A 25193-nucleotide genomic window follows, 5' to 3' on the forward strand; every position below is an offset into this window, starting at 1 on the left:
CTCCGGTCGGCCGTCCGACGCCGCCCCCATCCTACGGCCCTGAAGCCGCTGACCGGGCGGTGCGGGTGCCCGCGAGGCGGAGGCAGGGCCTATGCTGGCCAGCATGGCTGAGCATTTTCAGGAGGACTCCGTCGCGGCCGTCGGCGTGCGCATCGATGCCGAGCACCCCCACGGGATGATCTTCGACCCGCACCAGCCCCAGCTGCGGGTGACCGACCTCGGCGCGATCCGCGGCGACGGCGTCTTCGAGACGATGTACTGCCTCGGCGGCGAGATCCGGAAGCTGGACGCCCACCTGCGCCGTCTGGCGCGCTCGGCCGGGATCTGCGAGCTGCCGCTGCCGCCGGCGGAGTCCTGGCGGGCCGCCGTCGACCTGGGCATCGAGGAGTTCAGCACCCGCGGCACGCTGCCGGAGCATCTGACCATCAAGCTCGTGGTCACCCGCGGTGTCGAGGGCGAGCCGGCCGCCGACGACCCGGCCTTCGCCGGCACCGCCTGGGTGCTGCTCACCCCCGCCCCGGAGGCGCTGCTGGCCTCCCGCGGCGAGCCGATCGCCGTCACCCTGCTCGACCGCGGCCATGACTCCACCGCCGCCGAGCGCGCCCCCTGGCTGCTGCTGGGCGCGAAGACGCTGAGCTACGCGGTCAACATGGCCGCACTGCGCCATGCGAAGCAGCACGGCTTCGACGACGTCATCTTCCGCACCAGCGACGGACAGGTGCTCGAGGGCCCGACGTCGACGGTGCTGCTGGTGCACCGCGGGGCCGAGGGCTCGCCGCCCCGGCTGTCCACCCCGGAGCGGGAGTCCGGCATCCTGCCCGGCACCACGCAGGGGGCGATCTTCGCCGCCGCCGAGCGCGCCGGGTGGGAGCTGGGCTACGGCCCGCTGACCCCGGAGGAGCTGCACGCCGCCGACCACGTCTTCCTGGCGTCCTCGGTGCGGCTGGTCTCGCCGGTCTCCCGGATCGACGACGTCGAGGTGCCCGTCGACCACGATCTCACCGCCGAGCTGACCGCCCTGCTGGCGGAGGATCTGCCGGTGGGCCGCCCGCTGGACGACTGACCCGCACCGGCTCCGGCACCTCCAGCCCCAGATGCCCGCGCAGCGTCGTCGCCTCGTACGCGGTGCGGAACCGGCCGCGGCGCTGCAGCTCCGGGACCACCAGGTCCACGAAGTCCTCCAGGCTCGCCGGCAGTGCCGGCGGCATGAGGTTGAATCCGTCGGCGCCGCCGTGGTCGAGCCAACGCTCGATCTCGTCGGCGACGGACTCCGGCGTGCCGACCATCGTACAGTGTCCTCCCCCGGCGGCGAGCCGACCCAGCAGCTGCCGCACCGTCGGACGCTCCGACTCGATGATCCGCAGGATCGTCGCATAGCGGCCCTGCGGCCCGGTGAAATCCTCCAGCGGCGGCAGCTCCGGCACCGTGGCGTCGAGCTCCCAGTCTGAGGTGTCCTGCTGGGTGAAGACCGCCAGCTGGCGCAGCGAGTCCTCCACCGGCAGCAGCTCGTCGAGGGCGGCCTGCTTCGCCCGGGCCTCGGCCATGGTCGAGCCGACATAGGTCACCAGTCCGGGCATGACCGCCACAGTGTCCGGGTCTCGACCCGCCGCGGCGATCCGGGCGCGCACATCGCCGCGGTACTCCTGCCCGGCGGCGAGGTCGTAGGCGACCGCGTAGATCGCCTCCGCCCGCCGCGCGGCCAGATCCCGGCCCTGCTCGGAGGAGCCGGCCTGGAAGAGCACCGGCGGTCCCTGCGGCGGGCGGGGGACGTTCAGCGGCCCACGGACGGCGAAGTGCTCGCCGGCGTGCTCCAGCGGGGCCAGTCGGGAGCCGTCGACGTAGCGACCGTCGCGCTCGACCACCAGCGAGTCCTCCGGCCAGGAGTCGAGCAGCCGGGAGACGACGTCGACGAACTCCTCGGCCCGGCCGTACCGGAGGTCATGGGGCGGCATGGCCTCCATCCCGTGGTTCTGCGCCTCGGCGTCGAACATGGAGGTCACCACGTTCCAGCCGAGCCGCCCGCCGGAGATGCGGGCCAGGCTGGCCAGCAGTCGAGCGGCGTGGAAGGGCGTGTAGAACGTCGCCGACACTGTGGAGACCAGCCCGATGCGCTCCGTGGCGCGGCTCAGCGCGGTCAGCAGGGTCAGCGGCTCGAAGTGCCACATCGGCCCGTCCTCGACGCCGGTGATGCTGATCGACTGCCCGTCGGCCAGGAAGACCGCGTCCAGCAGCCCGCGCTCGGCGATGCGGGCGATCTCCTCGTACCAGCCCAGGTCGGCCAGCTGGTCGGCGGACGAGTCCGGCGCCCGCCAGGCGGCCTTGTGGTGGCCGGCGCCGTGGAGGAAGAGGTTGAGGTGTGCCGGCTTCGGGCTCATCCCTTCACCAGCCCGCCGTCGACGATCAGGTTCTGCCCCGTCGCCCCGCGCGCCCAGGGCGAGGCGAAGAAGACCGCGGCGTCGGCCAGCTCCTCCGGGGTGGTGACCCGGCGCAGCGGCGTGGACGCGACGATGGCGTCGAAGACCTCGGTCGGCGTGGCCGCGGAGGCGTCGGTGCTGCGCAGCAGCCCGCCGGAGATCATGTTGACGGTGATCCCCTCCGGCCCCAGGTCCTCGGCGAGGGTCCTGGTCAGCGAGAGCAGCGCCGCTTTGGCGGCGGTGTAGTCGTGGTACGGCACCACCGGGTGCTGGAAGAGGTTGGTGCCCACTGAGATGATCCGGCCGACGCCGGCCTCGCGCATCCCGGGCAGCGCGGCCTGGATGACCTGCAGCGGAGCCTGCACCGAGCCGGCGAACTGCGTCGAGAGCTCGGCGGCGGTGATCTCGGCGGCCGTCGATCGGGCGTCTCCGGTGAAGGCGAAGTCCACCAGCGCGTTGTTGACCACTGTGGTGATCGGTCGGCCGAAGTGCTCGCGCGCCGTCTCGACCAGCGCCCGGACCTGGGCGGCGTCGCGGACGTCGGCGGCGACGGCGAGCGCCTGCTGCGGGTGCTCGGCGGCCAGCGCCTCGGCGGCCCCGCGGGACCGGTGGTAGTTGATCACCACGCCGGCCCCCTCGCGGAGGAAGGCCCGGGTGATCGCCGCCCCGAGGCCGCGGGCGCCGCCGGTGACCAGCACGAGCTGGTCGGCCAGCGGCGGGGCCGGATTGGCGGAGGTGTCCACGTCGGCGGTCCCGTGATGCTGGGGGTCGGTGCTCATATGTGCCTCTCGTCTCGAGGCGAAGGAGCATGCGCCGGGCGGATGCGCGCGTCGACGGCCTCAGTCGACCGCTGCGCTCCGGGTGCGACGGCGGGCCGCACCGTGACGGACATTCCCTTCGCCAGTGCGAACTGGATCAGGTTCGACGGGTGTCATCTCAGCCGCAGATCGCGGCACCCCGTGTCACGGAACTATGGAACCACACCCGCGCGCGGCGGGGCGGCATGTTGCGCAGGTCTCAGCGCTGCGGGATCTCCCGGGCGTTGGCCAGCACCGGCAGCCGCTCGCGCGCGGAGGCGACGGCGTCGACGTCGAGGTCGGCCACCAGCAGCTGCGGAGCCTCGCCCGCCTCGGCGAGCACCTCGCCGGTCGGGCCGATGATCATCGAGTGGCCGACGCCGGTCGGCGCGCCGTCGACGGGCTCCACGCCGGCCGCCGACGGCAGTCCCTGGCCGCAGGCGATGACGTACTGCGTCGAGTCCAGCGCCCGGGCCCGGGCCAGCAGCCGCCACTGGTCGACCTTGCCCGGCCCGGCGCCCCAGGAGGCCGGCAGGATCGTCGCGATCGCGCCGGCGCGGGCATGGGCGGTGAACAGGTCCGGGAAGCGGATGTCGTAGCAGGTCGCCAGCCCGAAGGTGGCCGCGTCGACGTCGACGCGCGCCGGGGCCTCCCCCGGCCCCACTGTGGCGGACTCCTGGAAGCCGAAGGCGTCGTAGAGGTGGATCTTGTCGTAGGAGGCCTCGACGCCGGGGCCGACGGCCAGCAGCGTGTTGGCCACCCGTTCGCGGCCCTGGTCACTCGGCGGCGCGGGGGTGAACATGCCGACCACCACGACGACGTCGTGGTCTGAGGCGATCTCCCGGACGGCCGTCGCCCAGGGCCCGTCGGTCGGCTCGGCGATCGCCGTCAGGCTGTGTCCGAAGGCGCGCTGCGTCGCCTCGGGGAAGACGACGACGTCGGCGCCGGCCTCGGCGGCCCGCTGCGTCCACTCGCGGACGAGCTCGAGGTTCTGCTGCGGGTCCTCGCCGGTGACGAGCTGAGCTGCTGCGATGCGCATGCCTCCAGCCTACGACCTGCTCCCGGCCGCAGTCTGCGGGGCGTCAGCGATCGGCCGCCGACGGATCCAGATCCGCCAGCGGCTCGCCGGTCTCCAGCTGCGATTTCAGGCTGGCCAGCAGCGCCGGCCATCCCCGGCCCACCATCGAGCGCAGCGCGCCGTCGACGTCGAACTCATGGACCAGCTGCAGCCGCACCGGCCCGCCGGCCGGATCGACGGTGAAGGTGACGCGGGAGGCGCCCTCGTGGACGAGCCGGTCGTGCAGCGCCTCGTCCACTCCCTGGGCCGCCGCCCATTCGGCGGTGAAGACATGCCAGGTGTAGGCCAGCCGTCGCGGCCGTTCGGCCTCCAGGACCTTCTGGCCCGGTCCGGCGGTGCGCACAGTGCCCCGCGGGGTCTCCTCGGACCAGGTCATCGAGGACTCCGGGCGCCAGTCGGTCTCGAAGCGCACGCCCCACCAGCGGGACGTCGCCGCCGGATCGGTCAGCGCGTCCCAGACCTGGTGGTCGGCGGCGCGGATATAGGTGGTGCAGGTCAGCGTGGCCTCGGACATCGGGGCTCCCTCCTGATGCGGCGCCTCCGGCGGCCGACAGCGACCGCCCTCACCGTCGAGCGTCCGGCCGCGGCACGACGCCGGTCAAGGCTGGGCGCCCGGGCGAGGGCGCGGGGACGGGCCCCACCTCACCACACCGGGTTCCAGGCCCCGACCAGGATCGAGACCGCCGTCGCGAGCGCCGCCAGCGCCAGCCCGCCGAGGATCAGTCCGACGTCGGCCGCGTCGGTCCGCGCGGGCCGGGCCCAGGTGCGCGGCCCGGCGCCGAAGCCGCGGGATTCCATGGTCACCGCCAGCCGGGTGGCGATGCGGATCGCCTGCACCAGCAGCCCGAAGGCCTGCGAGGCCGTCGCGCCGACGCGGGCGACGAACCCGCCGTGGGCTCCGATTCCGCGGGCGCGGCGGGCATGGCCGATCGTCGTCCAGTGCTGGGCCAGCAGTCCGAGCAGCCGCATCGCCGCCAGCGCGCCGAGGACGAAGCGCGCCGGCAGCCGCAGCTGCTGGGCCAGCCCGTCGGCGAGATCCGTCGGATCCGTAGTGGAGAAGACCAGCACCGAGGGGATGACGATGGCCAGCGCGCGGGCGCCCATGGCCGCGCCGAGCTCCAGCGAACCCGCCGAGACGGTGGTGAAGCCGAGGTCCAGCAGCATCTCTCCGGAGGCCTCGGCGGCGACGGCGGTGCCCCAGACCGCGACGACGGCGCCGACGGCGAAGGGCCACAGGCGCTTCAGGAACTGGCCGAGCCGAAGTTCGGCGGCCGGGACGAGCAGCAGGCCTGCGACGATCACCACCGCCGAGCTGACCCAGTCCATCGTCGCCACCAGGGCCACGGTCACCAGCAGCACGGCGGCGAGCTTGGCCGGCGCGCCGCGGCGGCCCAGGGCCGACTCGCTGCGCACGCCGGAGAGCATCGGGACGGTGGAGCCGGCGGCGGGCTCGGCGTCGGCGTCCTCCCGCCGCTCCGGGCTCGCCGGCTCCTCGCCGAGCCGCAGCTCCTCGGCGTCCAGGGCCTGCAGGAAGGCGACGTCATGGGTGACCGCGATCAGCGCCCCGCCGGCGTCGAGGTGCTCGCGCAGCAGCCGGACCAGCTCGGCGAAGGTGTGGGCGTCCTGGCCGAAGGTCGGCTCGTCGAGCAGCAGCACCGCCGGACCGGCGGAGAGCACAGTGCCCACCGACAGCCGGCGCTTCTCCCCGCCGGAGAGGGTGAAGGGGTTGGCCTCGGCCAGCTCGGTCAGCCGCAGCCGCTCGAGCAGCTCGGCCACGCGCGCCTCGACCTGCTCGGCGGTGAACAGCGGCTCGGAGGTGCCCGGCCGCCGGGCCTGGTGCGCGCCGAGGGCGAGCTCCTCGCGGACGGTGGAGCGGACGAACTGGTGCTCCGGCTCCTGGAAGACCATCCCGAGGCGGGCGACCAGATCGGCCGCACGCCAGCTGCCCGGGTCTTCGCCCAGCCGCTCCCGGCCGGCCGCCGCGCCGGCGTCGCCGGAGCCGCTGATCAGCCCCGTCCCGGCGACCAGCCGGCCGCCATGGCGCGGCAGCAGTCCGGCCAGGCTGAGCAGCAGCGTGGACTTCCCCGCGCCGTTGCGCCCGGTCAGCCCCAGGGCTCGACCGCGGCGCAGCGTCAGGTCCACGCCCTCGAGCACCGGCCGGGGCGCCGATCCGGCGCGCGGTCTGCGCCGCCGGCCGGGTCCTCGACCGCGCCGTCGCCCCTCGCCTCGGGCCCGGCGCGGGGCGGTGCGCCCGACGGCGAGCCCCGCGGCGGACAGCAGCGTCTCGTCGGCTGCCCCCGCCGGCCCGTCGTCGGCGACGCCGCGGCGCGGCGACCACGTCGGCAGCTGCGGCGGCCGGTCGGGGACCCAGAGCCCCATGGCCGCGAGCTCCTCGCGCAGCGGCTCGTCCTCGGCGACCCGCGCGGCGTCGACGCGGCGGCGCACCCCGCCGCCGGCTTCGAGGACGACCAGCGTGTCGCAGTGCTCGGCCCAAACGCCCAGCCGATGCTCGACGACGACCAGCGTCGCCCCGGTGGCCGCGGCGGCGGCGAGGACCGCGTCGCGGACCTGGGCGACGCCGGCCGGGTCGAGATTCGCCGTCGGCTCGTCGAGCAGCAGCAGCCCCGGGCGCATCGCCAGGATCCCGGCCAGCGCGAGGCGCTGCTTCTGCCCGCCGGAGAGCTCGGCGGTGGGGTGGTCGAGCAGCAGGGCGGTCTCGTCCGCATCCTCCGCACCGGGTCCAAGGCCGACGGCGGCGAGCACCTCGCGCACCCGCTCCCAGATCTGTTCCCGCTCCACCGCGAGGTTCTCCGCGGCGAAGGCGACGTCGTCGCCGATCCGCGAGAGCACCACCTGCGACTCGGGGTCCTGCTGCATCAGCCCGGCCCGGCCGCGGGCGGCGTCGGGGGCCGCGCCGTCGAGGCGCAGCGTGCCGGCCGAGACGGCGTCCTCGTCATGGAGCACTCCGGCCAGCCCGTGCAGCAGCGTGGACTTCCCCGCGCCCGAGGGACCGGCCAGCAGGACCTTCTCCCCCGGGGCGAGGTGCAGGTCCAGGTCCTCCAGCGCCGGGGCGGGACGGTCGGCGTGCTGGAACGTCCAGCCCTCTGCCCGGACCTCGACGCCGGCCGGACGCGCGGACGAGCGGGACGCGGACGGCCTGGACGGCCCGGAGACGCCCGGCGCCGTCCCGCGCCGGGCGCCGTCGAGGATCTCCCGGGGCGTCGACGTCGCGCTCATCGGCCCGCTCCGGCGCCGACGACGGGCTCCCGGTGGGCCCGCCGCGAGGCCAGCGGCCCGAGCACCGAGGTCGCCGCCAGCCCGCGGGTCGCGGCCCACATCAGCGCTCCGGCGATGATCGCCCCGGAGAGGGCGAAGCAGCCGATGTGGACGACGGTCTCCAGCGGCGCATAGGCGTACATCGGGATGACCCAGTGGTAGGTGGCTCCGCCGAAGAAGCCCGAGAGCGCGCCGGCGAGCACGGCGACGTCGAGGGTGAAGCGACGGTAGAGGAAGGCCATCACGACCAGCTCGGCGCCCAGCCCCTGCACGAAGCCCGAGGACAGCACGGTCAGCCCCCACTGGGAGCCCAGCAGGGCGGAGACGACGGCGGCGACGAGCTCGCAGTAGATCGCCGCGCCGGGTTTGCGGATGACCAGCGCGCCGAGCACGCCGGGGAAGAGCCACATGCCGTGGACGATGGTGGCCGCCGGCGGATATGCGGCGAAGAGGCCGCCGACGACCTGATAGCTGAGGTTCCATCCCCAGAAGATGACGCCGGCGGCGACGGCGAGGGTGGAGGCGACGACGATGTCCGAGACCGACCAGCGCGCGGTCCTCGCGCCCTGGATCGTCGTGGAGGCTGACGTCGATGCGGCGGTGCTGCTCATGATGCTCCCTGGTCGTGACAGTGATGGACCACGAGCACGCAGGAGAGAGCCGGAGGCGACGGCGCGGCGGATCCGCAGAGGTGCGGACGGGTGCCGCCGTCGTCGGCGATCCGGCATCCGAGGACGAGTCTCGACTTCCTTCGCAGGTGCTGGCCTGATCAGGTTCGAGGGTCTGGGCCTTCAGCCCACTCTCAGCGCCTTCCGGCACGTGCGTGCCGAGGGGCGCTCCCCTGTCGTGTCTCGAATGACGTGGCCCACCGTACCCCACGACCGGCGCGACGGGCACGGGCAGGCCGGGGAGATGACCACGCCTGCCACGGCTGGGCTAGGCTGGGGGCCAGGTCGGCCGCCCGCGGTCCGCGCGGCGTCGGCCGGGTGCGCACAGAGACCGAGCGGCGAGGAGTGCCGATGGACAAGATCATGGACAAGCTGCTGACCACCGGGATCTCGCTGGCCGGCGGCTTCGCGGCCACGAAGGCCTTCGAGTTCGTCTGGAAGCAGGCCACCGGCGAGGAGACCCCGAAGGGCGCCGACGAGGACGAGATCTCGCTGCGGAAGGCGCTGATCTTCGCGATCAGCTCCTCGGCGATCTCGGCCGGCGTGCAGGTGCTCTCCCAGCGCGGGGCGAAGGCCTCGATGCGCAAGATCAAGGGCGCCTATCAGGACCCCTCGGAGGTCTGAGGCCCCGCTCCGCCCTCCTCCCCGGCATCGAGTGGCCGCCGGTGACGATGAATCGGCCGCCGGTCCCCTCGTCAGGCGCAGAATTTTCGTCACCGGCGGCCACTCGATGCGGGCCCGACGCGGGCCCGAGGCGGGACGCGGGAGGTTCCTGCACAGCGTCGAGGCCCTGCCGCACGACGCGCCGCGTCATCCACAGCGACCCTCGTAGCGCTGGCGGGAGCGCGAGCCGCCCTCTGGGATGGGGCCATGTCTCCCTCCCCGTCCGACCCCTCGGTCACAGACGACCTCGTCCTCGGCGACCGCCGGCACGGAGCACCGATCCGCGCCGGCACGGCCGGCCGCACACGGGCCCAGCTCCTCGACGACGAAGGACTCGCTGCGCGTGACGTGCGCCGCGGCCAGTACCACCGCACCGTCGAACGGCTGGCCACCGACGTGTATCGCGGAGTTGACGACTCCGCCCATCCTGAGGCCCGCGAGATCGCGCTGCTCCAGGGCCTGACCCGCGGGACCGCCCGAGTGGCGACCCATGGCACCGCCGCCGCACTCCTCGGGCTCTGGGAGGAACGGCTCCGGACGCCCCATCACCTCACCGTGCCGCGCGACGGCGGACGAGTCCGACGACCAGGACTGATCGTGCCGCACCGGGCTGACATCTCCGGCGAGTTCATCACCGAGGTCGCCGGCATCCCGGTCACCACGCCCGCATGGACCTGGGCGGATCGTGCGGCGTCGCAGTCGCTGGTCGAGGCCGTCGTCTCCGCCGACGCGCTGCTCAGGAGCCCGAGGATCGCCTTCGAGGGACCCGGCGTCGCGGCCGCCGCGCCCGAGGACCTCCTCGCCGCGGTGCAGTCGAAGGCCGGAAGCCGCGGGATCCGACGGGTGCGCCGCGCCGCCGGACTCGCACGCCCCGGAGCGGATTCTCCGCAGGAGACGCGGCTGCGCGTGGCCATCATGCTGGCCGGCCTGCCCGAGCCCGAGGTCAACGAGTGGGTCGTCGACGCGCAGGGACGCAGGCTCTTCCAGCCGGACCTGCTCTTCCGCGAGCAGCGGGTCGCCGTGCAGTACGAGGGCACCCACCACTCCGACCCGCGCCAGGTCGAGCGCGATGTGCATCGCGCCGAACTCGCCGCGGACCACGGGTGGATCGAGGTGCGGATCACCCGGCGTCATACATACGACGGCTGGGCCCCGGCGATAGCCCGGATCGTGGACGCCCTGCGTCGACAGGGCTGGGACGGTGCCCCCATCCGGCGCTGATCCGTCGAGTGGCCGCCGGTGACGACGAATCCGCCGCCGATCCCCTCCTCAGGCACAGAACTCTCGTCACCGGCGGCCACTCGATGACATCAGGACCTCCGACCCGCCCGGGGCGGCGGCGGGGCCGTCAGGAGCTCGGCCGGTCCTCGTCGAGCTCCGGACGGGCGGTGTCCTCGTGGGCGATGCGGTCGACGGCGCGGGCCAGCTCGTCGACGACGAGCACGTCGCGCCGGACATGCCGGCTCCGGTACCCGGCTCGGCCGACCATATGCGCGCTGACCGGCGCGGTGAGGATCTGCACGCCCCAGGTCAGCAGCGCGATGGCGACCAGCTCCCAGCTGCGCCAGGTCAGCGCGGCGGCCAGCACGAACATCAGCAGCCCGAGCACCTGGGGCTTGGTGGCCGCGTGCATCCGCGAGTGCAGGTCCGGGAAGCGCAGCAGCCCGACGCCGGCGGCCAGCGACATCAGTCCGCCGATCACCAGGAACACCGCCGCGACGCCGTCGAGGATCGGATCCAGCTCGCTCATCGTTCCTCCTCCCGCCGGTGCGCACCGGAGTCCGCCTCGTGCTCCCGCCGGGCGTCGTCCTGCCGCTGCTGCTCGCGCCGCGAGCGGGCCAGGGCGGTGAACCACGACGTCGCCGGGTCCTCCTCGTCGACGACCTCCGACGTCGGTCGCGAGGGCTCGGCCCCCGCCGTCCGGGCCGTGCTGGGCTGGTCCGCGGCGGCCCCGGTCGGATGTGGCCGAGCGACCTGCTCGGTGCGGCGCACCGGGACGAAGCGGGCGATCGCGACGGCGCCGAGGAAGCCGATCATCGCCCCGGCGATGACGAAGAGCACGAAGTCCCGATGGTCGCGGGCGATCATGTCCACCAGCAGCATCGAGGAGACCACCAGCAGGGTCACGTCGACGGCGATGACCCGGTCGAGCACCGAGGGGCCGCGGAAGACGCGGACCACTGCGCAGAGCACGGCCGCGCCGAGCAGCGTCTGGGTGATCAGCATCGCAGTCTCCAGCATCACGATCTCCCCTCCCCGGAAGCGTCGAGGCCGCCCGGTGCCGCACCGCGGGTCGCGGACCCGCCGATCGGCGGATGCGCCCGCAGCTCGGCGGGGCTGAGCCCGGGAGTGCGGCCCAGACGCTTCTCCGCGCGGATCCCGGCCAGGTCCGACGGGGTCCCGCCGGCGCGGATGAGCAGCGCCTCGTCGCGCAGCACCGAACGGCGCACCCGGTCGGCATCCTCCGGCCCGCGGAAGTCCAGGCAGTGCAGGTACAGCGTGGTCGTCGTGCGGTCGACGTCGAGCACCAGCGAGCCCGGCACCAGCACGACGGCGTGGCCGACCATCGTGACGAGGAAGTCGTCGTGGCTGCGCAGCTGCACCGCCACGATCGCGCTGCGCACCCGAGGGCCGCGGACGACGGCCAGCCAGGCCACCTGGAAGGAGGCGAACACCATGCGCCCCAGGAAGCGCCCGGCGAAGACGACCCACCAGAACAGGTTGAAGCGCCCGGTGCCGCGCAGCGGCGGCAGGTAGAAAACCCGCACGATAGCGGTGCCGAGCACCAGGCCGACGAGCAGCGTGCCGAGCGTGAAGTCGCGCCAGACCGCCATCCACAGGAACGCCAGGAAGGCGATCAGCGGCATCTCCAGCCGCAGCGGGGTCCTCGGTCGTCTCATCGGGACTCACCTCCTGGGTCGTCGCCGGAATTCCCCGCGCCGTCGTCGGCGTCGTCGTCGGTCTCCAGCTGCGGGGCGTCGCGCGGCTCCACCGAGGTGTGCACCGGGGCGAACTCCTCCGCGCCGCCGTCGCCGGTATCGATCCCGTCGACCTGCGCGGCCAGCTCCCGCAGCTCGGCCCGGACGCCGTCGACGCGCTCCTCGCCCAGCACCGCCTCGAGGTAGGGGGCGCGTTCGTACATGTCCTGCGCCGCCGCCCGGGAGAAGCTCATCAGCGGGCCGGCGAAGACGGTGAAGGCCAGCGAGAGTCCGACCAGCAGCGCCGTCGGCACCGTCATCGACGTCGGCAGCAGCCGCTTGTTGGCCGCCCGGGCGTGGGCCAGCGTCTTCGACATCAGCAGCGGATCGGGATCGTCGGCGTCCTCGGCGCGGCGCCAGAACGCCCGGGACCAGATGCGGGCCAGCGCCAGCAGCGTCAGCAGCGAGGTGACCACTGAGCCGACCACCAGCGTCCAGGCGATCACGGTGCCCTCCGCGACGCCGCCCTGGATCATCCCGAGCTTGCCGATGAAGCCGCTGAACGGCGGGATGCCGGCCAGGTTCATCGCCGGCAGGAAGAACAGCACCGCCAGCACCGGCGAGATCCGCGCCAGCCCGCCCAGCCGGTCCACCGCCGAGGTCCCGGAGCGGCGCTCGATCAGCCCGGTGACCAGGAACAGCGTGGTCTGGATGGTGATGTGGTGGGCGACGTAGTAGATCGTCGCCGACATCCCGGTGATCGACAGCAGCGAGAGCCCGAAGACCAGATAGCCGATGTGGCTGGTCAGTGTGAAGGACAGCATGCGTTTGACGTCGCTCTGCGCCAGCGCGCCCAGGATTCCGACGAGCATCGTCAGCAGCGCGACGATCATCAATGCGGTGTTCAGCCGCTCGCCGGGGAAGAGCAGCGTCTCGGTGCGGATGATCGAGTAGATGCCGACTTTGGTCAGCAGGCCGGCGAAGACTGCGGTCACCGGCGCCGGCGCCGTCGGGTAGGAGTCGGGCAGCCAGAAGGCCAGCGGGAAGACCGCGGCCTTGATCCCGAAGCCGACCAGCAGCATCACATGCAGCAGCAGCTGCATGCCGCGGTCCAGCTCGCCCAGCGCCAGCGCCAGATCCGCCAGGTTCACCGTGCCGGTGGCCGCGTAGATGACCCCGATGGTGATCAGGAAGAGCAGCGAGGAGACGATGGAGACCACCACGTAGGTCACTCCGGCGCGGATCCGCGCCTCGCCGCCGCCGAGGGTGAGCAGGACGTAGGAGGCGGTCAGGAAGATCTCGAAGCCGACGTAGAGGTTGAACAGGTCCCCGGCCAGGAAGGCGTTGGAGACGCCGGCGACCAGGATCAGATACGTCGGGTAGAAGATCGACACCGGCCCGTCGTCGCGCCGTTCCTCGGCCGCGGCGCCCTGCCCGACCGCGTAGAGCAGCACCGCCAGCGTGATGATCGACGAGACCACCAGCATCAGCGCGGAGAACCGGTCGATGACCATCGCGATGCCGAAGGGCGCCGGCCAGCCGCCCAGGTGGACCGCCTGCGCCCCGCCGTGCCAGACGTCGGCCAGCAGCACGATCTCCAGCACCACGGTCAGCGTCAGCGTGCCCAGCGTGACGGCGCGCTGGGTGGCCTGCTGGCGGTAGAAGGCGAAGCCGAAGCCCGCGCCGAGCACCGGCAGCAGCGTCGCCAGCGGGATGAGAGAGGCCAGGTCGCCGTCCATGTCAGCGCCTCCTTCCGCGTCGGGACGGGCCCTCGGAAGGGCCGGCGGCCGGGCGGTGCTCGCCGGCGTCGGGCTCCGCCGATCCCCCGCGGGCCCGCGCGTCGTCGTCGGGCTCGTGCAGCCCGCGGCGCAGCTGGTCCTCCACCGCGCCGCCGGCGGTCGCGTCCCGGCCGGCCTGAGGATTCAGCAGCCGGCCGCGCTGGCGGGCCTGATGCGGATCCGCCGGGTCGACCTCGGAGAACTCGCTGGTCTCGGCGGGCACCTCGGAGTCCTCCTCCGGGTCATGGGCGGGCTGGGCGGCCACGCGGCGGTCCTCCTCGTCGTCGGCGACCTCGTCCTGCCGGGCCAGCGCCCAGGAGCGGTAGATCAGCGCCAGCATCAGGCTGGTCAGCGCGAAGGAGATCACGATGGCGGTGAGCACCAGCGCCTGCGGCAGCGGATCCAGCATGTCCGCGAAGCCGGCGTCGTCGCGGACGATCGGCGCCAGCCCGGCCCGGCCGGCGGTCTGCAGGATCAGCAGGTTCACCCCGTTGGAGATCAGGATGATGCCCAGCAGCACGCGGGTCAGCGAGCGCTCCAGCAGCAGGTGGACGCCGACGGCGAAGAGCGCGCCCATCAGCACCAGCAGCGTCAGATTGATCGTCATGGCTCAGTCCCCCGTCCCGGCCCAGGCCGAGGCCATGCGCCCGCGGCGACGCAGCCGCGAGGCCTCGGCCAGGCTCTGCTGCTCGGACCGCACGTCGATCTCCGCGCCCAGGCTGCGCAGGATGTCCAGGATGAGCCCGGCGACCACCAGGTAGACGCCGATGTCGAAGATCATCGAGGAGACCAGGGCATGCTCGCCGAGCAGCGGCAGCGTCAGCTCCACATAGGCCGATTGGAAGAGCTGGCCGTCCACCAGCAGCGGCATCATCCCCGAGGCGCAGGCGACGGTCATCCCCCAGCCCATCAGCGCGCTGGCGCTGAACGGGACGGCGGCCTCCAGCTCGTAGCGGCCGCCGGCCAGGTAACGCAGCATCAGGGCCAGCCCGACGAGCAGTCCGCCGGCGAAGCCGCCGCCGGGATCGTTGTGCCCGGCCAGCAGCAGGTAGACCGAGAGCAGGATGACCGCGTGGAACAGCAGCCGGGTGACCACTTCGAAGACGATCGAGCGGTGCTCCGGCGCGACGGTGCGGCCGGCCACCAGCCAGGCCTCGCGGGCGACGGTCGCGAAGGAGCGGGCCACCCGCAGCTCCTGGACGTGCTGCGGGGAGAGCTCGGCGTCGTCGACCACGCGGCCCACCGAGCCGGTGGGGACCTCGTGGAGGCTGCGCCGTCGCACGTCGCGGCGCTGGACGAAGATCAGCGAGGCCACGCCGGTGGCCGCCGAGGCCAGCACGGTGATCTCGCCGAAGGTGTCCCAGGCGCGGATGTCGACCAGGGTGACGTTGACGATGTTCGCGCCGTGGCCGACGTCGTGGGCCAGCCAGGGGAACTCCACCGAGACCGGGTCGGACGAGCGCGCGGCGAGGCCGGCGGCGACGGCGGCCATCATGACCAGCCCGAAGCCGGCGCCCAGCAGCGCGCGGGCGGTGCGGAAGCCGGTGGGGTTCTGCGTCCAGATGCCGGCCGGCAGCATGCGCAGCGCCAGCACGAAGACCACCAGCACCGCCGACTCCACCAGCAGGATGGTCAGCGCCAGGTCCGGCGAGCCCTGCAGGGCGAAGATCCCGGCCGAGCCGAAGCCGCAGAGCGAGACGAGAAGCACCGCCATGAAGCGCTTATGGGCCCGCACGGCGCCGACGGCGCCGGCGAGGACCACCACGGCCAGCACCACCTGCAGCGGAGTCTCCGCCAGGATCCAGTCGGCGGGCACCCGATGGCCGGCCAGCAGCAGCACGCTCAGCGGCACCAGAGTGGCCACCGTCAGGATGATGTACAGGTAGAAGCCCAGCGAGCCGCGCTGGGTCTGCGAGGTCAGCCGGACCGCCAGCGCGTCCAGCCCACGGATCAGCCCGCGGTAGAGGCGCTCGGCCTCCAGCCGCTGCGGCACCCGGCCCGGCCAGTCGAGGTCGCGCCGGCTGAGCAGGAAGAGGACTGCGCCGAGCAGCCAGGCCGCCGCCGAGAGCCCGAGGCCGGGGGCGAGTCCGTGCCACAGCGCCAGCTCGGTCGTGGCCTCCTCTCCGGCGCCGGAGAGCGCGCTGATCGGTCCGCCCAGCAGCCCGACCGGCTGCGGGACCGGTCCCAGCAGCAGCCCGAGCAGCGCCAGCGCCGCCGGCGCGGCCAGGAAGACGACTCCGAGTCGGCCGGTCGGCGTCGTCTCCACCCCGGGTTTGGCCGCGAAGGCGCCCCAGAGGAAGCGGGCGCTGTAGGCCACGGTCAGACCTGACCCCAGCGCGACGCCGACGGCGACCGTCCAGCCGAGCCCGCCGCCGACGGCGACCATCGACTCCAGCGCCGATTCCTTGGCGACGAAGCCGAACAGCGGCGGGATGCCGGCCATCGAGGCCGCGGCGAGGACTGCGGTCACCAGCAGCGCCGGCTGTCCGCGGCCGAGGCCGGAGAGCTGGCGCAGGTCGCGGGTGCCGGTCTCGTGGTCGATGATCCCGACGACCATGAACAGCGCGGCCTTGAACAGTCCGTGGGCCAGCAGCATCGCGACCCCCGCCAGTGCCGCCTCGGCGGTGCCCAGGCCGTTGACCAGCACCAGCAGGCCCAGCTGGGAGACGGTCCCGTAGGCCAGGACCAGCTTCAGGTCCGTCTGCCGCAGCGAGCGCCAGGCGCCGATGATCAGCGTGGCCAGGCCCAGGCCGATCACTGTGGCGTCCCAGAAGGCGGTGTCGTGGAAGCCCGGGGCCAGCCGGGCGACGAGGAATACTCCGGCCTTGACCATCGCCGCGGCGTGCAGATAGGCCGAGACCGGCGTGGGGGCGGCCATCGCCGCCGGCAGCCAGAAGTGGAAGGGGACCAGTGCAGACTTGGTGACCGCGCCGACCAGGAGCAGCAGCACCGCGACGTCGACGCCGGCGCCGGAGAGCTGGGCGGCGCCGGCGGCCTGTCCGGCCCCGGCGGCGGCGAGGATCTCGGAGAGTCGGTAGGTGCCGGCCAGCTCGCCCAGCAGCACCAGGCCGACCAGCATCGCCAGCCCGCCGAAGGTGGTGACCACCAGCGCCTGGATGGCCGAACGGCGCGCGACGATCCGGTGCGAGGCGTGGCCGATCAGCAGGAAGGACAGCACCGTGGTCAGCTCCCAGAAGACGAAGAGCATGATCAGGTCGTCGCTGAGCACCAGCCCGAGCATCGCCGCGGCGAAGGCCAGCAGCTCCGCGGCGAAGGGGCCGGCGCTGCGATCGGCGGCGCTGAAGTAGCGGGCGCAGTAGAGCATCACCAGCGCGCCGACGCCGAGGATCAGCATCGTCATGACCAGGCTCAGCACGTCGGCGCGCAGCGCGATGTCCACGCCGAGGGAGGGGATCCACTCGGTGACCTCGACCGGCGGGGCGCGCGGACCGGCGACGGCGGCCTGGTCGGCGTCGAGCGCCTGCGGCAGGGTCCGGACCAGCAGCACCGTCAGCGCGACGGCGAGCAGCAGGGCCAGCAGATGGAAGGTGGCGCGGCCGAGGCGGCGCATGACCCAGGGGACCACGAGGCTCGCGGCGAACAGCGCGGCGAGCAGGGTCAGCATGGGCGGCGTCCTTCCTCGGCTCGTGCGCCGACGGCGCGGGGGCGGGACGCGTGCGACCACAGGGGCCCCGTCAGCCGCACTGCGAGGAGCTCGCCCAGCTTAACATGCGCGGTGCGGCCGGCTCCGTGCCGGAGCCCCGGTGTGACGGGGGACGACGTCGTCGTCGCCGGTTCCGGGACAGCTCTGTGCGGGGCGCGGGCGCGCCGATACGATGCTGGGCATGAGCTCCCCCTCCGCGGACGAGACGCCCCGACGACTCATGCCGGGCACCATCACCGCCTGGTGTCTGTGGAGCTGGGGCAACGCCTCGGTCAGCGCGGTGATGACGACTTTCGTCTTCGGCACGTACATCGCCTCCGAGGCCTTCGGAGCCGACGGCCGGGGCACTCAGCATCTGACGGCGGCCAATGCGATCGCCGGGGCGCTCATCGCCCTCACCGCCCCGGTCATCGGCCAGCGTGCCGACTCCTCGGGACGTCGGCACCTGTGGCTGGTGATCAACACCGTCATCGTCGCCGGGCTGGTGGCCGCCTGCTTCTTCGTGAAGCCCGAGGAGGGGTATCTGCTGCTCGGGGTGACGCTGATCGCCGGCATGGGGATGGTCAACGAGTTCGCCGAGCTGAACTACAACGCCATGCTGGTCGACATCGCCGACGACCGGCGGATCGGGCGCATCTCCGGCATCGGGTGGGGGTCGGGCTACCTGGGCGGGATCGTGATCCTGATGATCGTCTATCTGGGCCTCATCGCCGGCGACCCGCCGCATTGGTTCGGCCTCGGCGAGGACGAGGCGATCAACATCCGCACCGTCGCGCTCGCCGCCGCGGCCTGGTTCCTGGTCTGGGCGGTCCCGCTGCTGGTCTCGAAACGGCGCACCGCAGACCGGGACCGGATCGAGAAGGTCTCGGTCCGCGAGTCCTATCGACGGCTGTTCGGCACGCTGGCCGATCTCTGGCGCGGGGATCGGAACACCCTGTGGTTCCTGATCTCCTCGGCGATCTACCGCGACGGGCTCTCCGCAGTGTTCACCTACGGGGCGATCCTCGGCGTCTCGGTCTACGGGATCGCCGCCGACGACGTGATCATCTTCGGCATCGCGGCCAACGTGGTCGCCGCCGTCGGGGCGTTCATCGGCGGCTGGCTCGACGACGCCCTCGGCCCGCGGGCCGTGGTGGCGGGGTGCCTGACGATGCTCACGGCGATCGCGCTGGTGATGTTCTTCCTGGACGAGCCGACGGCGCTGGGTCCGGCCGAGGACCCGTGGTTCGTCCTGCAGCCGACCCTCGCCTTCTGGATCTTCGGCCTGGGGCTGTCCTTCTTCGTCGGCCCTGCCCAGGCGGCCTCCCGCGCCTTCCTGGGACGGCTGGCTCCGGGCGACCGGGCCGGCGAGCTGTTCGGGCTCTACGCGACCGCCGGCCGCTCGGCGTCGTTCCTCACTCCGGCGATGATCAGCATCTTCGTCGGGATCTTCCACGACGAGAAGTTCATCATCGTCGGGGTCTTCCTCGTGCTGCTGGGCGGGCTCGCCTCGCTGCTGCTGGTGCGCAACCCCACGGGGCCGGCGAAGCTCCGCGACCACGCCTCCCCGTCCGCCGCCCCCACCTCAGGATGACTCCGCGGCATGTGTGGGAAAGCGCGCGCATTCCCGCCCGTGCCGCGGCGTCATCGCCGTCCGGCGGGGCTCACTGGATGATCGCGCGGTGGAAGTTCTCGTGGCTGCGCGAGGCCGTCGGGCCGCGCTGGCCCTGGTAGCGGGACTGGTGGGCCTGCGTGCCGTAGCCGTGCTCGGCCGGCGAGGTCAGCCGGAAGAAGCAGAGCTGGCCGATCTTCGAGCCCGGCCACAGCTTGATGGGCAGCGTGGCCATGTTCGACAGCTCCAAGGTGACCTGGCCGGAGAACCCGGGATCGATGAAACCGGCCGTCGAGTGGGTCAGCAGACCCAGACGGCCCAGCGAGGACTTCCCCTCCAGCCGCGCGGCGACGTCCTCGGGCAAGGTCACCTGCTCATAGGTCGCGCCCAGGACGAACTCGCCGGGGTGGAGCATGAACGGCTCATCGGGATCGACCTCCACCAGCCGAGTGAGGTCGGGCTGCTGCACCGAGGGGTCGATGTGGGCGTACTTGTGGTTGTCGAAGAGCCGGAACATCCGCTCCAGACGCACGTCGACGCTGGAGGGCTGGATCAGCGACTCGTCGAGCGGGTCCAGGCGGATGCGGTCGGCGGCCAGCTCGGCGCGGATGTCTCGGTCGGAAAGCAGCACGAGGCCGAGGGTACCAGCGCCGCCCCGCGCGGCGGCGTCGCACGGACGTCCCGACTTGGCAACACGGCGCTCGACGTGATCGCGTGGAGGGATGAGCGAGACTCCCCAGAACTCCGACGCCCAGACTCCCGACGAGAACCCCGAGGGCGCCGCCCCCCAGCAGTCGCTGCAGGAGGTGCTGATCGCCGGCAAGGACGGCGAGGCCCAGCCCGGCGACATCATCCGCGCCTTCCTGACCAGCTCGGTCTACTTCCTGAGCCCCCATGAGATCTCCGACGAGACCAGCTCGGTGAACCCGCTGACCCTGCAGGACAACGAGGGCAACCCGCTGATCGCGCTGTTCAGCGCCACCGACATCATCCCGGAGGAGTACTCCGAGCACGCCCCGCACGCCGTCGACGCGCCCGGCGTCGCCGTGGTGCAGTCGCTCTCCGGCGCCGGCATCATCATCGACGCCGGCCAGGAGCACGGTTTCCAGATCTCGGCCGAGGGCGTCGACCGCATCCGCGAGGACTTCCTCTCCCCGGCCGCCGAGGCCGAGGGCGAGCAGCAGCAGTGAGCTGAGGTTCCGCCCTCCCCCTTCTCCATCGAGTGGGCGATCTGTCGAGGTTCTGAGCCGGTCACGACCGGCGAACCGCGACGGATCGCCCACTCGATGTGCATGGGGCACCGGACGGCGCCCCGCGCCATCGGTCCCGCACCGCACCCCCGCACCACACCCCGCATCCGCCCGCGCCCCGCTCCGCTCCGCCCCACGTCATCGACGCCGCCCGCCCGCCGACGGGCGTAGAATCACCCGGGTCGGGAGGTCATCACCCCGCCGCCCCGGCACGATGAGCACCCCGCAGCGGAGAGGAGGCAGGCAGCATGGCGGCCGTCTTCTCCGGCTTCATCGTCATCTGGCTGATCATCGGCGCGGGCTTCCTGATCGGCCGCTTCGGCCTCCTCGGCGCCGAGTCCCGCGTGGTGCTCTCCCGCGTCGCCTTCTTCGTGGCCTCGCCCTGCCTGCTGTTCACCACAGTCGCCGACGCCTCGCTGCACGAAGTGCTGGGGCCGCAGTTCCTCATCGCCGCGCTGGGCGCCTTCGCCACGCTGATCGTCGGTCTGCTGCTGAACCGGCTCATCGCCGCGCGCCGCACCGGCGGCGAGCGGATGATCGGCGGGATGAGCTCCTCGCTGGTGAACTCGGCGAACCTCGGCTTCCCGATCGCCGCCTACGTCCTCGGCGACGTCGCCTTCGCCGCGCCGATCGTGATGTTCCAGCTGGCGCTCTACACCCCGGTCTACGTCATCGCCATGGACTGGCTGACCGGCGGCCAGAGCAGCCGCGCCCGGGTCCGTCCCGCCCCGCGCACCGCCGTGCTGCGCAGCATCGGCCAGTCGCTGATGAACCCGATGATCATCGGCGCCATCCTCGGCGTGGTCTTCTCCTGGCAGGACTGGTCCTTCCCCGGACCGGTGCGCGAGTCCATCGAGACCGTCGCCGGGGCCTCCATCCCGCTGATGCTGCTCTCCTTCGGGCTGTCCCTGGTCGGCAGCCGCCCCCTGGACAAGAAGGCCGGACGCCGCCGCGACGTCGCACTGTCCTCGCTGCTGAAACTGGTGCTGCACCCGACGCTGGCCTGGGTCTTCGCCCACCTGGTCTTCGGACTCGACGGCCACGACCTGCTGGCCGCCGTCGTGATGGCCTCTCTGCCGAGCGCGCAGAACGTGCTGGTCTCCGCGATCCGCTACGAGACCGGCGAGGTCATCGCCCGCGACACGGTGCTGGTGACCACTGTGCTGGCGATCCCGGCGATGATCGGCGTCTCCGCGCTGCTGATGTGAGGCCGGGACGGGGGCCGGAGAAGCCGGAGCAGGGGCGCTCCGCCGACGGCGTCGCCGCCCGGCTCCGCGACCCGCAGTTGCTAGGCTGAGCCGCAGGTCCGACGTCGCGGCCGACGCCGCCGACGACCACGCACGACGAGAGCGGCACACCAGCACATGACCCTTCCCGGACAGCATGATCCCCACGGCGCGGACGACGCCGCGGGAGGCACGGGCGGATCCGTGATCGCCTGGGCGGCCTGGTCGTCGGCGCTGATCGTCGCCCTGGTGCTGGGCGGCTTCGCCGTCTGGCTCGTGGACACGAAGGTCTACACCACCGAGGCGCTCGGCGAGCAGTGGTGGGAGGCCGTCCAGGCCGGCGACGGCGAGGTCCTCCTCGGACAGTTCACCGACGTCCCGGAGGCCGCCGGCGAGAGCGGCGAGGGTGAGGACCCGCGGCTGTCCTCCGGCTCGGTGGACACGCTGCTGCTCGACGGCGGCACGCTGGAGCACTCGGCCGAGCAGATCGAGGACCTGCGCGTCGTCGAGCGCTCCGGGGCCGCCGACCTGGTCTTCACCGTCGACGGCGAGGAGCACCGCTCCCGGCTGCCGATGGACAAGACCGACGAGTCCTGGGGCATCTTCGACCAGTGGGCGCTGGACCCGGCGACGCTGGCCGAGGTCTCGCTCTCCGTCCCCGGCGCCTCCGCCGGCGGCATCGGCCAGGTCGACGTCAACGGCGAGCCGGTGAACCTGCAGGAGGACGCCGCCGAGCTCGCCGCCTACGCCCCCTCGGTGCTCGACGTCGCCGTGGACAGCGAGTGGCTGACCGGCTCGGCCCACCGGGTGCTCGCCCTCGACCCGGAGGACGCCGGGGGCTCGGACGGCTCCGACGCGGAGGCGCTGTCCGAGGAGATCGAGATCGAGCTGGAGGCCTCCTCGGCTGCGGCCGAGCAGATGCATCAGAAGGTGAAGGCGTATCTCTCCTCCTGCGCCGAACAGAAGGTCCTGATGCCCTCGGGCTGCCCGATGGGCGTCGAGACGCCCAACCGCGTCGAGGCCTCCACGATCGAGTGGAGCATGCCGAAGGCGCAGGAGCTCACGCTGAGCTTCGGCCCCGACGGCTGGTCGGTGACGGGCGCGGACCGGCTGACCGCGACGGTGAGCTTCACCGCGCAGGACTACTACTCCGGCGAGACGATCGAGGAGAGCCACGACGTGACCTTCGGCCTGGACGTGGAGGTCGGCGCCAGCGGCGAGGACCTGCTGGTCTCGGTCACCGGCGGCTGAGTCCGACCGGGTCGACGGCGCGGCGCCCTCGCAGCGTCGCCCTCACCGGGGCGCCGGGTCCAGCGGATCCTGCTCCACATGCCGCTCGTGGACGCGCCAGGCCCCCTCGACGACGCCGGCGCCGAGGATGGAGGCGACGAAGGCCGCCGCGAGCAGCTCCGGGCCGGGCATCTCGAACAGGTGGTAGCGCTGGGAGACCGGCAGCAGCAGGATCACCGCCAGCAGCCCGTACATCGCCGCGACGAGGACGATCCGCGGAACGGTCATCGGCCGCAGCGCCACGGCCAGCACCCACAGTCCGATGACCGTCAGAGCCAACGTCGAGGCCGTCTGCACGGCGGAGGCGGATTCGTCGAGCATGCGTCCGGCGATGCTGACGGCGATGACGCCCAGGCAGATCGCCGCGGCCATCGGCACCGAGAACAGCACTGATCGTCGCAGGAATCCGGGACGGTAGCGCCGGGTGTTGGGCATCAGCGCCAGGAAGAACGCCGGGCAGCCGATCATCAGGAAGTCCACTGTGGAGAACTGCCGCGGCAGGAACGGGAACTCCCAGAACAGCAGCCCGCAGAACAGCCCCAGCAGGATCGCGTAGAGCGTCTTGGTCAGGAACAGATGGGCGACGCGCTCCGTGTTGGCGATGACCTTGCGGCCCTCGGCGACGACGTCGGGCAGCCGGTCGAAGCGTCCGTCGAGCAGCACCATGCGCGAGACGGCCTTGGTCGCCGGGGCGCCGCTGCCCATCGAGATGCCCAGATCCGCGCTCTTCAGCGCCAGCGCGTCGTTGACACCGTCGCCGGTCATCGCGACCACGTGGCCGTTGGCCTGCAGCGCCTGGACCATCGAGCGCTTCTGCTCCGGAGATACCCTCCCGAAGACCTGGTGGGCGGCCATCGCGCGGCGCAGCCCTTCGGGGTCGTCGGGCAGCTCGGAGGCGTCGACGCCGTGGCCGTCTACCTCCATGCCGACTTCGCGGGCGACGGCGGCGACAGTGCGCGGGCTGTCGCCGGAGATCACCTTCATCTCCACGTGCTGGCGGGAGAAGTACTCCAGCGTCGAGCGCGCGTCGGGGCGGATGTTCTCCTTGAATGTCAGCAGCGCCACCGGTCGCAGCTCATCGGGCAGCCGCTCGCCGCGGCCGAGCTCGCCGGTCGCGCCGGGCACCACCGGACCGTGCAGCGGAGCGTGGGCCAGGATCATGGTGCGCAGTCCGCGGTCGGCGACCTCCTCGGTGCGGTGCAGCAGCTCGTCGACGGCGACGCCGGCGGCGGTCGTCGGCGCGCGCAGCAGCTCGGGCGCGCCGAGCACCCAGTGGCCGGCCAGCTCGCCGGCGTCGTCGGCGAAGGTCACCGCCGACCAGCGCCGTGCCGAGGAGAACTGCACCTGGGAGGTCTCCCGGTGACGCGGCAGCGCACGGAAGGGCCCGCTCAGCGCCGCCGCGGTGGCGTTGGCGGACTCGTCGGCGCCGAACCAGGCCAGCACCTGCTGCCAGGGCTCGGTGCCCTCCAGCGCCGTCGACGATCGCTTCGTCGCCGGCGCCGGACGACCGGCGGCGTCGAGCGGCTCGGCGCCGTGGAAGGCGATGGTCCCGTCGGTGAGCGTGCCGGTCTTGTCCAGGCCGACGACGTCGACCCGGGCGAGGATCTCCACCGCCGGCTGCTCCTGGATCAGCACCTGCGACTGGGCGAGCTTCACCGCTGCGACGGCGAAGGCGATGGTGGTCATCAGTGCCAGCCCGGCCGGGATCATCGCCGTCACCGAGGAGACGGCGGTGACCATCGCCTCGCGCCACTGGCCGTCGCGCCAGGCCTCGCCCCAGCCGCCGAAGGCCTGCATCTGCCCGTTGAGCACGACGACGACGATGGGCAGCAGCACGATCGACAGCCAGAAGGCCACGCGTTCCAGCGCCCGGCGCAGCTCGGAGTTGATCTTCTGGTAGCGCTTCGACTCGGCGGCCAGCCGCACCGCGTGGGCAGAGTCGCCGACGGCGGTGACCTGGAAGCGCCCGGATCCGGCCAGCACTGCAGTGCCGGAGAGCACGCGGTCGTCGCGGCGTTTGGGCACCGCGTCGGACTCGCCGGTGAGCATCGACTCGTCGACGTCGAGGCCGGCGGAGGAGAGCATCACTCCGTCGGCGGGGATCTGGTCGCCGCGGCGCAGCTCGACCACGTCGTCGAGCACGATGTGTTCGCGGTGGATCTCCACCAGCATGCCGTCGCGGAGGACGTGGATGTCGTCCTGGTGCAGCAGTGCGATGGCGTCGAGCTTGCGCTTGGCGCTGTACTCCTGGAAGAGCCCGATGATCACGTTGGCCACCGCGGAGATCGCGAAGAGCAGGTCCAGCCAGCGGCCCAGCAGGATGATCACCAGCGCGCAGGCGCCGATGATCAGGTTGAACAGGGTCATCAGGTGGGTGCGCAGGATCTCCAGCACGGAGCGCGAGGTGGTGTGCGGCTGCACGTTGGCCAGCTGGAGCCGCTGGCGCTCCGCCACCTGCAGCGAGTTCAATCCGCGGGCCTCCAGGGCGGCAGGATCGACGGGCGACCGCTGGGCGGCGGGGTCGCTCTCGTCGGTCTTCTCTACGGCCACTGCGCTTGAACCTCACTGACGCTTCGACGG

At 72.7% G+C, this 25193-nt stretch carries 21 protein-coding genes and 2 riboswitches; of the genes, 7 read left to right on the forward strand and 14 right to left on the reverse strand.

Going from position 1 to position 25193, the window contains the following annotated elements; translation table 11 throughout:
• Window positions 1-103: 103 nt before the first annotated feature.
• Complete coding sequence (locus GCL72_RS09015) at window positions 104-1063, forward strand: aminodeoxychorismate lyase (protein WP_246161110.1); 960 nt, start codon at window positions 104-106, stop codon at window positions 1061-1063.
• On the opposite strand, the gene GCL72_RS09020 is transcribed toward GCL72_RS09015, so the two are convergent.
• The 6 genes from GCL72_RS09020 to GCL72_RS09045 all read right to left on the reverse strand — a co-directional run bounded on the left by GCL72_RS09020 (window position 999) and on the right by GCL72_RS09045 (window position 8176).
• Window positions 999-2375, reverse strand: coding sequence for an LLM class flavin-dependent oxidoreductase (locus tag GCL72_RS09020; RefSeq protein ID WP_246161111.1), 1377 nt, complete (start codon window positions 2373-2375; stop codon window positions 999-1001). The genes GCL72_RS09015 and GCL72_RS09020 overlap by 65 nt on opposite strands.
• The gene (locus GCL72_RS09025) at window positions 2372-3193 is read right to left on the reverse strand and encodes a 3-oxoacyl-ACP reductase (protein ID WP_153144392.1); all 822 of its coding nucleotides are present in this window, start codon (window positions 3191-3193) and stop codon (window positions 2372-2374) included. Before GCL72_RS09025 ends, GCL72_RS09020 begins: the two co-directional genes overlap by 4 nt.
• A gap of 95 nt (window positions 3194-3288) precedes the next feature.
• Window positions 3289-3384: riboswitch (TPP riboswitch) on the reverse strand.
• Between the two features lie 47 nt (window positions 3385-3431).
• Entirely contained in the window at window positions 3432-4250 is an 819-nt protein-coding gene (locus GCL72_RS09030; RefSeq protein WP_153144393.1) for a carbon-nitrogen hydrolase family protein, read from the reverse strand.
• A gap of 43 nt (window positions 4251-4293) precedes the next feature.
• Entirely contained in the window at window positions 4294-4803 is a 510-nt protein-coding gene (locus GCL72_RS09035; RefSeq protein WP_153144394.1) for an SRPBCC domain-containing protein, read from the reverse strand.
• Window positions 4804-4931: 128 nt separating this feature from the next.
• Window positions 4932-7526: an ATP-binding cassette domain-containing protein gene (locus GCL72_RS09040; protein WP_211365016.1), complete on the reverse strand. Its 2595-nt coding sequence runs from the start codon at window positions 7524-7526 to the stop codon at window positions 4932-4934.
• Window positions 7523-8176 carry an ECF transporter S component gene (locus GCL72_RS09045; RefSeq protein WP_246161113.1) on the reverse strand — a complete coding sequence of 218 codons (654 nt, stop codon included), beginning with the start codon at window positions 8174-8176 and terminating at the stop codon, window positions 7523-7525. The genes GCL72_RS09040 and GCL72_RS09045 overlap by 4 nt, the downstream gene beginning before the upstream one ends.
• 118 nt (window positions 8177-8294) lie before the next feature.
• Window positions 8295-8418, reverse strand: a riboswitch (TPP riboswitch).
• Window positions 8419-8584: 166 nt separating this feature from the next.
• On the opposite strand from GCL72_RS09045, the gene GCL72_RS09050 reads away from it, so the two are divergent.
• Window positions 8585-8857: a DUF4235 domain-containing protein gene (locus tag GCL72_RS09050; RefSeq protein ID WP_246161115.1), complete on the forward strand. Its 273-nt coding sequence runs from the start codon at window positions 8585-8587 to the stop codon at window positions 8855-8857.
• Window positions 8858-9103: 246 nt separating this feature from the next.
• A complete protein-coding gene (locus GCL72_RS09055; protein WP_153144395.1) occupies window positions 9104-10117 on the forward strand; it encodes a hypothetical protein in 1014 nt (337 codons plus the stop codon).
• A gap of 127 nt (window positions 10118-10244) precedes the next feature.
• On the opposite strand, the gene mnhG is transcribed toward GCL72_RS09055, so the two are convergent.
• From mnhG to GCL72_RS09085, 6 genes are read right to left on the reverse strand one after another with little or no spacing between them, the layout of a single operon-like run.
• Window positions 10245-10646 (reverse strand): monovalent cation/H(+) antiporter subunit G, encoded by a 402-nt coding sequence (mnhG, locus tag GCL72_RS09060; protein WP_153144396.1) that lies wholly within the window; start codon window positions 10644-10646, stop codon window positions 10245-10247.
• Window positions 10643-11137 carry an MrpF/PhaF family protein gene (locus GCL72_RS09805; RefSeq protein WP_211365017.1) on the reverse strand — a complete coding sequence of 165 codons (495 nt, stop codon included), beginning with the start codon at window positions 11135-11137 and terminating at the stop codon, window positions 10643-10645. The genes mnhG and GCL72_RS09805 overlap by 4 nt, the downstream gene beginning before the upstream one ends.
• Window positions 11137-11796 (reverse strand): Na+/H+ antiporter subunit E, encoded by a 660-nt coding sequence (locus tag GCL72_RS09070; protein WP_153144397.1) that lies wholly within the window; start codon window positions 11794-11796, stop codon window positions 11137-11139. Before GCL72_RS09070 ends, GCL72_RS09805 begins: the two co-directional genes overlap by 1 nt.
• A complete protein-coding gene (locus tag GCL72_RS09075) occupies window positions 11793-13553 on the reverse strand; it encodes a Na+/H+ antiporter subunit D (RefSeq protein ID WP_153144398.1) in 1761 nt (586 codons plus the stop codon). The genes GCL72_RS09070 and GCL72_RS09075 overlap by 4 nt, the downstream gene beginning before the upstream one ends.
• 1 nt (window position 13554) lies before the next feature.
• On the reverse strand, window positions 13555-14199 hold the full coding sequence (locus GCL72_RS09080; protein ID WP_153144399.1) for a Na(+)/H(+) antiporter subunit C: 645 nt from the start codon (window positions 14197-14199) through the stop codon (window positions 13555-13557).
• 3 nt (window positions 14200-14202) lie between these two features.
• On the reverse strand, window positions 14203-17217 hold the full coding sequence (locus GCL72_RS09085) for a Na+/H+ antiporter subunit A (RefSeq protein ID WP_153144400.1): 3015 nt from the start codon (window positions 17215-17217) through the stop codon (window positions 14203-14205).
• A gap of 220 nt (window positions 17218-17437) precedes the next feature.
• Between GCL72_RS09085 and GCL72_RS09090 the strand changes: the two genes are divergently transcribed.
• Window positions 17438-18829: an MFS transporter gene (locus tag GCL72_RS09090; protein ID WP_153144401.1), complete on the forward strand. Its 1392-nt coding sequence runs from the start codon at window positions 17438-17440 to the stop codon at window positions 18827-18829.
• Window positions 18830-18899: 70 nt separating this feature from the next.
• On the opposite strand, the gene dcd is transcribed toward GCL72_RS09090, so the two are convergent.
• Window positions 18900-19478 (reverse strand): dCTP deaminase, encoded by a 579-nt coding sequence (gene dcd, locus GCL72_RS09095; RefSeq protein WP_153144402.1) that lies wholly within the window; start codon window positions 19476-19478, stop codon window positions 18900-18902.
• Window positions 19479-19569: 91 nt separating this feature from the next.
• On the opposite strand from dcd, the gene GCL72_RS09100 reads away from it, so the two are divergent.
• The 3 genes from GCL72_RS09100 (at window position 19570) to GCL72_RS09110 (ending at window position 22574) form a co-directional block, all read left to right on the forward strand.
• The gene (locus tag GCL72_RS09100) at window positions 19570-20037 is read left to right on the forward strand and encodes an SseB family protein (RefSeq protein ID WP_153144403.1); all 468 of its coding nucleotides are present in this window, start codon (window positions 19570-19572) and stop codon (window positions 20035-20037) included.
• 308 nt (window positions 20038-20345) lie between these two features.
• Window positions 20346-21305 carry an AEC family transporter gene (locus tag GCL72_RS09105; protein ID WP_153144404.1) on the forward strand — a complete coding sequence of 320 codons (960 nt, stop codon included), beginning with the start codon at window positions 20346-20348 and terminating at the stop codon, window positions 21303-21305.
• Window positions 21306-21461: 156 nt separating this feature from the next.
• Window positions 21462-22574: a hypothetical protein gene (locus GCL72_RS09110; protein ID WP_153144405.1), complete on the forward strand. Its 1113-nt coding sequence runs from the start codon at window positions 21462-21464 to the stop codon at window positions 22572-22574.
• Window positions 22575-22616: 42 nt separating this feature from the next.
• On the opposite strand, the gene GCL72_RS09115 is transcribed toward GCL72_RS09110, so the two are convergent.
• Window positions 22617-25163, reverse strand: coding sequence for an HAD-IC family P-type ATPase (locus GCL72_RS09115; protein ID WP_153144406.1), 2547 nt, complete (start codon window positions 25161-25163; stop codon window positions 22617-22619).
• Window positions 25164-25193: the final 30 nt, after the last annotated feature.

It is taken from the genome of Nesterenkonia halophila (assembly GCF_009467795.1).
Taxonomy (GTDB): domain Bacteria; phylum Actinomycetota; class Actinomycetes; order Actinomycetales; family Micrococcaceae; genus Nesterenkonia; species Nesterenkonia halobia.